At 57.5% G+C, this 7,211-nt stretch carries 7 protein-coding genes; all 7 read left to right on the top strand.

Annotated elements, in window-relative coordinates; translation table 11 throughout:
- The first annotated feature begins 103 nt into the window (after positions 1 to 103).
- The 7 genes from NKH03_RS28780 (at position 104) to NKH03_RS28750 (ending at position 7,101) form a co-directional block, all read left to right on the top strand.
- Positions 104 to 616 carry a hypothetical protein gene (locus NKH03_RS28780; RefSeq protein ID WP_352972207.1) on the top strand — a complete coding sequence of 171 codons (513 nt, stop codon included), beginning with the start codon at positions 104 to 106 and terminating at the stop codon, positions 614 to 616.
- Positions 609 to 1,385: a class I SAM-dependent methyltransferase gene (locus NKH03_RS28775; protein WP_352972206.1), complete on the top strand. Its 777-nt coding sequence runs from the start codon at positions 609 to 611 to the stop codon at positions 1,383 to 1,385. The genes NKH03_RS28780 and NKH03_RS28775 overlap by 8 nt, the downstream gene beginning before the upstream one ends.
- Before the next feature lie 95 nt (positions 1,386 to 1,480).
- On the top strand, positions 1,481 to 2,200 hold the full coding sequence (locus NKH03_RS28770; protein WP_352972205.1) for a class I SAM-dependent methyltransferase: 720 nt from the start codon (positions 1,481 to 1,483) through the stop codon (positions 2,198 to 2,200).
- A gap of 13 nt (positions 2,201 to 2,213) precedes the next feature.
- The gene (locus tag NKH03_RS28765) at positions 2,214 to 3,848 is read left to right on the top strand and encodes a GumC family protein (RefSeq protein WP_352972203.1); all 1,635 of its coding nucleotides are present in this window, start codon (positions 2,214 to 2,216) and stop codon (positions 3,846 to 3,848) included.
- Complete coding sequence (locus NKH03_RS28760; RefSeq protein WP_352972201.1) at positions 3,845 to 4,594, top strand: CpsD/CapB family tyrosine-protein kinase; 750 nt, start codon at positions 3,845 to 3,847, stop codon at positions 4,592 to 4,594. The genes NKH03_RS28765 and NKH03_RS28760 overlap by 4 nt, the downstream gene beginning before the upstream one ends.
- A gap of 604 nt (positions 4,595 to 5,198) precedes the next feature.
- Positions 5,199 to 6,236, top strand: a complete 1,038-nt coding sequence (locus tag NKH03_RS28755; protein ID WP_352972199.1) for a hypothetical protein — start codon at positions 5,199 to 5,201, stop codon at positions 6,234 to 6,236.
- Complete coding sequence (locus NKH03_RS28750; protein ID WP_352972197.1) at positions 6,133 to 7,101, top strand: O-antigen ligase family protein; 969 nt, start codon at positions 6,133 to 6,135, stop codon at positions 7,099 to 7,101. Before NKH03_RS28755 ends, NKH03_RS28750 begins: the two co-directional genes overlap by 104 nt.
- The last annotated feature ends 110 nt before the right edge of the window (positions 7,102 to 7,211 follow it).

Below are 7,211 nucleotides of genomic sequence, written 5' to 3'. Positions count from 1 at the left end.
AGCCGTGGCACGCTGATCAGCCCGGCCCCATGCCGGAGAACGCGGCGACCAAGCCGTCAGCTACACCACTTCCTGGGACACGATCCGCTCGGTCGGCTTCTTCATGAACGCGGCCAGCTTCGTTTTCGTGCCAACCGCGTTTCTCAGTGCCGCAAATGGAAACATTCGAGAGTTTCGGCGCGGATTGTTCGAGGGGGCGACCATTGCGCTGATTTTTGCGGTTGCGTCTGCCGCGGGGATAATCGGCCTGTTTTTTTCAGGCCATGCGTCCGGATGGCTGGGGAGGTCATTTGATCCAACGGTCTTTGCGATCGTTTCTTGCGCTGTCCTGATAAACAGGACGAAGAAGGTGGTCATTGATCCCTTTGCGCTCCGCTCGAACAACGCGATGACGCTGATCTATTCTTACACGATAGGAGCATTGGCTTGCTGCTGTATGGCGGCGTTGAGTCTGTGGTGGCGGCTACCGCTTGGCAGCGAAATGGCATTCCTGTCCGGATATGTCATAGCCGCGGCTTGTTCGTTCTTCGCGTTAAGGGGCGTCATTGCGAACAACGGGCCTGATGCAACGCAGCGAGCCTTTTTTATGGCCGGGTCGGATGCCGGAAATGAATGAGAAGAAGGCATTCTATGACGAGAAGAACAGCCGCATCGTCCATGTCGGCACGATAGCCGACGACGACTATTGGGATTCCCACTGGGCCGAAGGGACTGTCTCGAGGCCGGATCGCATTGTCGTAGAAACGACCAAGCGATATCTGACAGGACCGGCCAGGGTCCTGGACGCCGGATGTGGCCTGGCCAATACGGTCCATGGCCTGCATCAGGCGGGCTTTTCCGCCTATGGAATCGACTTTGCGCGGAAGACCGTGGGGATGGTGAATCGCGCCGCGCCGCATTTGCAGGTAACGGTTGGGGATGTTCGGGCAACAGGCTTCGCGGACGAATTCTTCGACGGCGTGTGGTCTCTCGGCGTGATCGAGCACTTCTTCGACGGGTATGACGAGATCGTATTGGAGATGAGGCGCATAATCCGATCGGGAGGGATTGCCTTCGTGACGGCGCCGAGCATTTCTCCTCTCAGAAGATTGAAGGCCAGAATGGGTCTCTATCCCAGGTTTTCAGGCGAACGGGCCGGATTTTACCAGTTCGTCCTTGAGCCATCTTCGATTGTTTCCAGGTTCGAACAACACGGCTTCAAGCTTCTGGAGACACGGCCCAGGGGTGGCTTCAAGGGGTTGAAGGACGAGACTTTTTTCACAAAGCCGATGCAGGCCTGGTACGACAGCAGGAACGGCATCCTGAGAGGTTTGCGGGCTGCCGCCGATCGGCTGCTCGGCCCATTTTCGCATCATACGCGGCTCTATGTGTTCCACAGGATATAGCGCGGATGTCTAGTCCTAGTGGACACAGATCGGCGAACGAAACTGATGGTGAAGCAGTGTCGAGATTGCGAAGGTTTGTTCGCGCGAACGTGGCCATGTCCGAGTTCCTCGACAGGGCTCTGCCGTTCCGCCTTCGCATCGACGGCAACCGGACCTTTGCGACGGAGATAGCACCTCCGTTACTCACCCCAAACGCTCGGGTTTATGACCTTGGCGGGGGTGCAAGGCCGTTCGTCAGTCTCCCCGAGAAGCGGCGCCTGAGGCTTTTTGTCGTTGGGCTGGACCTGGACGCGCAGGAGTTATCGAAAGCGCCGCGCGGAATATATGACGAGGAGATTGAAGCGGACCTTACCTCGTTTCAGGGTAGGGGTGATGCTGACGTTGTGATCTGTCAGGCGACGCTTGAACACGTGCGCGACGGTGAGGGTGCCTTGCGTGGCATTGCCAGTTGCGTGAAGCCGGGAGGCGTGGTTGCCATTTTCTCGCCCTCGCGCAACGCTGTTTTCGCCAGATTAAATCGGGCCCTGCCGGAGGGGCTGAAGCGACGGCTGCTTTTTGCGATCTATCCCGAAAAAGGCAAGGGTCATGACGGGTTTCCGGCTTTCTACGACAAGTGCCTGCCCAGCGAGATCGAGGTAATCGCAAAACGGAACTGCCTGGAGCTCATCGAGCGTCGTCTGTTCTGGAAGAGTTCCTATTTCTATTTTTTCGTGCCGGCCTTTCTCGCCTGGCGCATCTGGCTAGGCGTTTCGGCCCTTCTTCTCGGCAAGGATGCTGCCGAAACCTGCGCCTATGTCTTTCGGCGAAGACAGTGAATCCTTGCAGCTCATGAAAAGGAAGCTCGCGCTCATCGTCATTCCGCTCGACATCAGAGGTGGAGCCGAAACCATCCTGAAACTGGTTGCGCGTGCACTTGCGCGCCGGCCCGACTGGGACGTCGAAATCGGCTTTCTGGGTGGCCAGGCAGCGGGGGACGCCGTTGGATCATACCAGGATGGAATTCGGCGCGGTTACGGCTTTGGCGGTGGCAAAGCGATGAGCGAGCTTTTGCTTGCCCCGCGGCTGATCCGGCATCGGTACGATTTTGTGTTGTCGAGCCACGCGCGGCTGAATTCGTTCCTGGCCTTTGCCGGATCCGGACAGGCCCTGTCCGCGGACCTCTATTACGACGTGCCGCAAAACTACGATCCATATGGTCGTGACCATGCCGGTCAGGATGAGGGGTTCAACCCGCTCAAGCTGCTTTTCTACATTGTCCAGTATCGTTGGCTGATCGTCATGATGGCAGCTGCCGGGCTTGTTGCCGGCGTCATCGTGACAATGATGCAGACACCAAAATATCAGGCAACGACGCAACTTGAAGTTCTGGTCCCTTCGGCGAAGGTCTTTCAGGACATCGAGGTTGTTTCCGAAAACAGCGACGTCAGGGCCTTCCTAACCGCCCGTGAAAAGCTGAAGAGCCGCGCGCTGGCTCAGCGCGTGGCGTTCCAGCTGGGGCTTGGCGAAAAGCCGGACTTCCTGTTTCCGACGCCGAGCTTTTCGCTGAGCAACATTGTCTACCGGGCGTTCGGAATGTCGAAGTCGCCTTCCATCGAGGAGAAAACGCCCGAAGAGCGCGAGGCAATTGCCATCAAGCGGATCCTGGAAGACCTGACGGTCAATCTGGTCACCAATACAAGCCTGCTGTCGATCACTTTTGTCGATCAGAAACCGAAATATGCAAGCGACGTAGCCAATCAGGTCGCGCAGAGTTTTATCGACCAGCGCCTGGATCAGACCAGCGAGACCTCTGATCTGGCAAGGCAATTCATCCAGGAACAGGTTTTGCAGGTGAAGCAAAAGCTGCAGAAATCCGAGGAGGAATTGGTCACCTACGCAAAAGACGCCGGCATCACGGTCACTGGCGACGACAAATCGCTGATCGGATCGAACATCGAGGCCCTGAACACCGCGCTGGCGACGGCAATCCAGGAGCGCCTCGATGCGGGCCGGGTGGTGGATCAGATAGAAAAGGGGCGCGGGTCAAGCCTCGGCCCGGTTCTGGAAAGCGAAGGTCTGCAGAAGCTCAGCGAAAAACTGGCGGATCTGACCAGCCAGTATCAGCAGAAACTGGGCATCCTGAAGCCTGGCTATCCGGAAATGCAGCAATTGCAAGCGCAGATCAAGGAGCTGCGGCGGCTCTACAACAACGGCGTGCTGGCCATAACCGATTCGTTGCGACAGAAATACCAGGAAGCGCAGAGCAAGGAGGCCGACCTCAAGTCCAAGGTCGCTGAGATGGAGAGACAGCAGGTCGTCTTCAACGATATCAAATACACGATCTTGAAGCGTGAGGTCGATTCCAATCGGTCGCAGTACGGCAGCCTTATCGCCAAGCTGAATGAAGTCGGGGTTAGCTCGGAACTCAAGACGCTAAGCGCCGCGATCGTCGATTTCGCTCCGCTGCCCGTAGCCTGGCTTTGACTGCATCGATCATCTACATCATCGAGTTGCTGAACAACACCTTCACCAATCCGGAGCAGGTCGAGAAAGAGCTGGGGCTGGCGATGCTCGGCATCCTGCCGCTTGTCGACGACCGCGAACTCACAGCCAGCATCGCCGATCAAAAATCCGGGCTCTCCGAGGCCTATCGTTCGCTGCGAACACCGCTGCAGTTCTCCGGTGCGGAAGGCGCGCCGCGATCGCTGCTGGTGACCAGTCCGGAACCTTCGGAAGGCAAGTCGACCACCTCGTTCAAGCTCTGCCAGGATTTCGCGGCGCTCGGCGCAAGGGTTCTGCTTTTCGATGGCGATCTTCGCAAACCGAACCTGCATCGGTTGTTTGGCCTCGATAATGCGACCGGGTTGAGCAACCTTCTGACAAATACCGTTCGCAAGGATGATCTGGCCGGCATTTTCAGGACGACGAAATACCCTAACGTGACCGTGCTGACGTCCGGGACGATTCCGCCGAACCCGGCCGACCTGCTCTCTTCGCAGAAGATGGCGCTGATCTTGACCAATCTCGGCAAACGCTTCGATCTGGTCATCATCGATGCCTCACCGGTCGTCGGCCTTTCCGACGGCCCAATCCTCAGCCGGCTTGCGGAAGGCACGTTGATGGTCGTTTCCACCAACCAGGTCACGCGCAAATCAGCCAAGACGGCGCTCAAGCGTCTGCGCGCAGCCGGTGCGAATGTCGTCGGAGTGGCAATGTCGAAGTTTGCTTAAACAAGTTCGACTACAACTATGCCTACAAATACATGAACTACCAGTACTACGACTACGGCGCGAGTACCCCGAAAATTGAGGGCAAAGTCGATGACGGAGCAGGCCAGCCTGCTCACGCGAAATCTCCAGCGTTCAGGCGTTTGGTTCGTCGCATCCGTTCTGCTGTTGGCGGCTTCGTCGATCGGGTTAAGTCGGCTCCTTGAGACCGGAACGCCGGCCGTCTCGCTTGCGCTCGATCCGTTGAACATAAATGCCTTGGTAGGTTCCATTACCGGTGAGCTGAACGAAACAGGCGGCGGTCCTGATCTTGACGCTTTGTCTGCCAAGGCGGGGGGCGCGCTTCGCTTCAATGTCCGGCTCTACAGCCTGTTAGGCGAGATCAAGTACCGACAAGGCGAGAAAGATCGCGGCGGGCATGCCGGCCATTCTTTCAAATCCAAACGGATATCAGGCTGTCCTGGCAGCCATGAAGATCGAGGCTCCGTGGAGGTCCAATCTTTTCTCCGCCCTAGGCCAGGATCCGCGGGGACTTCGCGCCGCAAGCCAACTGTTGCTCGACCTTGCCGGATCGAGTTCACCACCGACATCGAAGGAGCTGTCCGCGGTGATCAACGGCTATATCAGGCAAAAGGACTACGAGCCGGCCTATCGGCTGTTCCTTTTCAGCCTGTCCGACCAGGAGCGGACGCTGGGTGGCTACATTTTCAACGGCGGCTTTGAACCGGTCCGCAGCGGCAAGCCATTCGACTGGCAGGTTCACGATCGCTCCGGTCTGGAAATTACCTTTGCCGGGTCGCGCGATGTCGGCGAAAACGACAGCGGAGCGACCGTTCGATTTTTGAATACGCCGGTGAAGAATGCCGCGCTCCAGCAATATATCGAACTGCCTCCCGGCTCCTACAGGATTTCCCTGACCGCCTCCGGGAGAAACCTGAAGCTGCCAAAGCAGCTGTTCTGGTCCATCCGCTGCGCGGATCCGGCAAGCGAAATAGCCCGGTTCAACATTCCGGAAGGCACATTCAACCAGCAGGATTTGAGCCTGGATTTCGCGATCGGACCGAGCGCGTGTCCGATGCAATTGCTGCGGCTGGAAACAGCCGCCATCGCTGAAAGCTGGCGATTTCGATACGTCGGCACGTTGGTCATGCACAAGCTGAGCATCGAAAGAGTTCATTGTGAGAGAGCGGTCAAACCCGTCCACGGAATGGGAAAAGTATCTGCTTGGGTCGGTTCTTTTCCTGTCGGTGCTGATCGGCGGCGGCACGGCGAGCGGCCTTTACACCGAAACGTTGATCGAGCTTGCGACCATTGTCTCGGCCGCGGCCGTCTTTTCAAGGCCATCGGGGCAGAGGATCCCTCGTCCGGTCCCATGGCTGCTTGCCCTGGCCCTTGCCGTGTTCTGTTTTCAAATCGTGCCGCTGCCCGCAGCCCTGTTGAGTGGATTGCGGCCCGAGGTGCTGCTCGTAAATCCATGGCTGGCCGGCGAAACCCGACTGCGTTTCGTCAGTGTCGGCGTGGGGCGCACGATCGAGTGTTTTTTGTATTTCTCGGCGGCGGCGGCATTCTTTCTGAGCGTCATCCGTTTGCGCCCGGATCAGGTCTACGGCCTTCTGCCTTTCTTTTTCATGGGTGTCATCTGTAACGGATTGGCCGCCGCGATCCAATATTCACTCTCCGATACGGTTGCCATAGAGGGGTTGTTGCCGTTCACGATCAATGCCGGACTGTTTGCCAACCAGAATCATTTTTCGGCGTTGCTCTTCGTCTCCATCCCTTTCGTTGTCTACTACGGACTGTTCCGCGGGCACCTTCTGTCCGGATCGCTCGGGTTGATATCGCTGCTGCTGCTGCTTCTGGCCGCCGGTTCGCGCGCAGGTATCCTGATAGGATTGGCGATCACCATAATATCGGTGGTCTTTCTGTCCGCTCGCTCCAGGCTAGGTGGTTATGGCGTCCTCGCTGTCTTCATCGGTCTTTCGCTCTACTCGATGGGCGCGTGGACGAAAATCGATGCGGAGGTGGTTGATCCGGAATTTGGGGGAGCCGAATTCGCCCGAACGACGATCGCGGGAATTGAAGAAAACTGGGCGATCGGAGTGGGTTTCGGCAGTTTTCAGAAGGTCTATCAGATTTACGAAAAGGGCGAGATGATCTTCAAGCCCTACGTGAATCACGCTCATAACGACTATCTGGAACTGGCACTCGAGGGTGGCGCGCCTGTTGTCTTTCTGATCGCGGTTTACCTGATATTGCTTTTCGCGTCGGCTCTTGGGGTTCGGCGGGAGCCGCTGCAGAAAGCCGCGTTCCTCTCGGTATCGTTTCTTCTCGTTCATTCGCTGGTCGACTATCCCTTGCGAACAGCGGCGCTTGCGATGATTTTTGCCTACATGAACGGTATTATCTTTCACAAAGGCTTTGCTGAGCGGTTGAACCCAAGAGGCGAGTCGCCCGACGCCCAGCATGACAATCTGCACGTTCCCGTCAGGTCGTCGGCTTTGGCAAGATGACAGCAGTGGGTTCGCCGGGAATTGGCCGCGGCATCGGTGCCGGACGTGGTCCGGTCGTTTGTCGAGCGGCGAGATTGACAAGCCATTGCTTGGAACCTAAGCACGGGCGG

The organism is Mesorhizobium sp. M1406 (assembly GCF_040317555.1).
Classification (GTDB): domain Bacteria; phylum Pseudomonadota; class Alphaproteobacteria; order Rhizobiales; family Rhizobiaceae; genus Mesorhizobium.
The sequence above is the reverse complement of the archived record's forward strand: the minus strand, read 5'-3'. Positions and strand labels throughout refer to the sequence as shown.

Bases quoted from the DNA above. Each gene is read 5' to 3' on its own strand.
- NKH03_RS28770 (WP_352972205.1), top strand. From the start codon at position 1,481: ATGTCCGAGTTCCTCGACAGGGCTCTGCCGTTCCGCCTTCGCATCGAC.
- NKH03_RS28780 (WP_352972207.1), top strand. From the start codon at position 104: ATGAACGCGGCCAGCTTCGTTTTCGTGCCAACCGCGTTTCTCAGTGCC.
- NKH03_RS28775 (WP_352972206.1), top strand. From the start codon at position 609: ATGAATGAGAAGAAGGCATTCTATGACGAGAAGAACAGCCGCATCGTC.
- NKH03_RS28765 (WP_352972203.1), top strand. From the start codon at position 2,214: ATGAAAAGGAAGCTCGCGCTCATCGTCATTCCGCTCGACATCAGAGGT.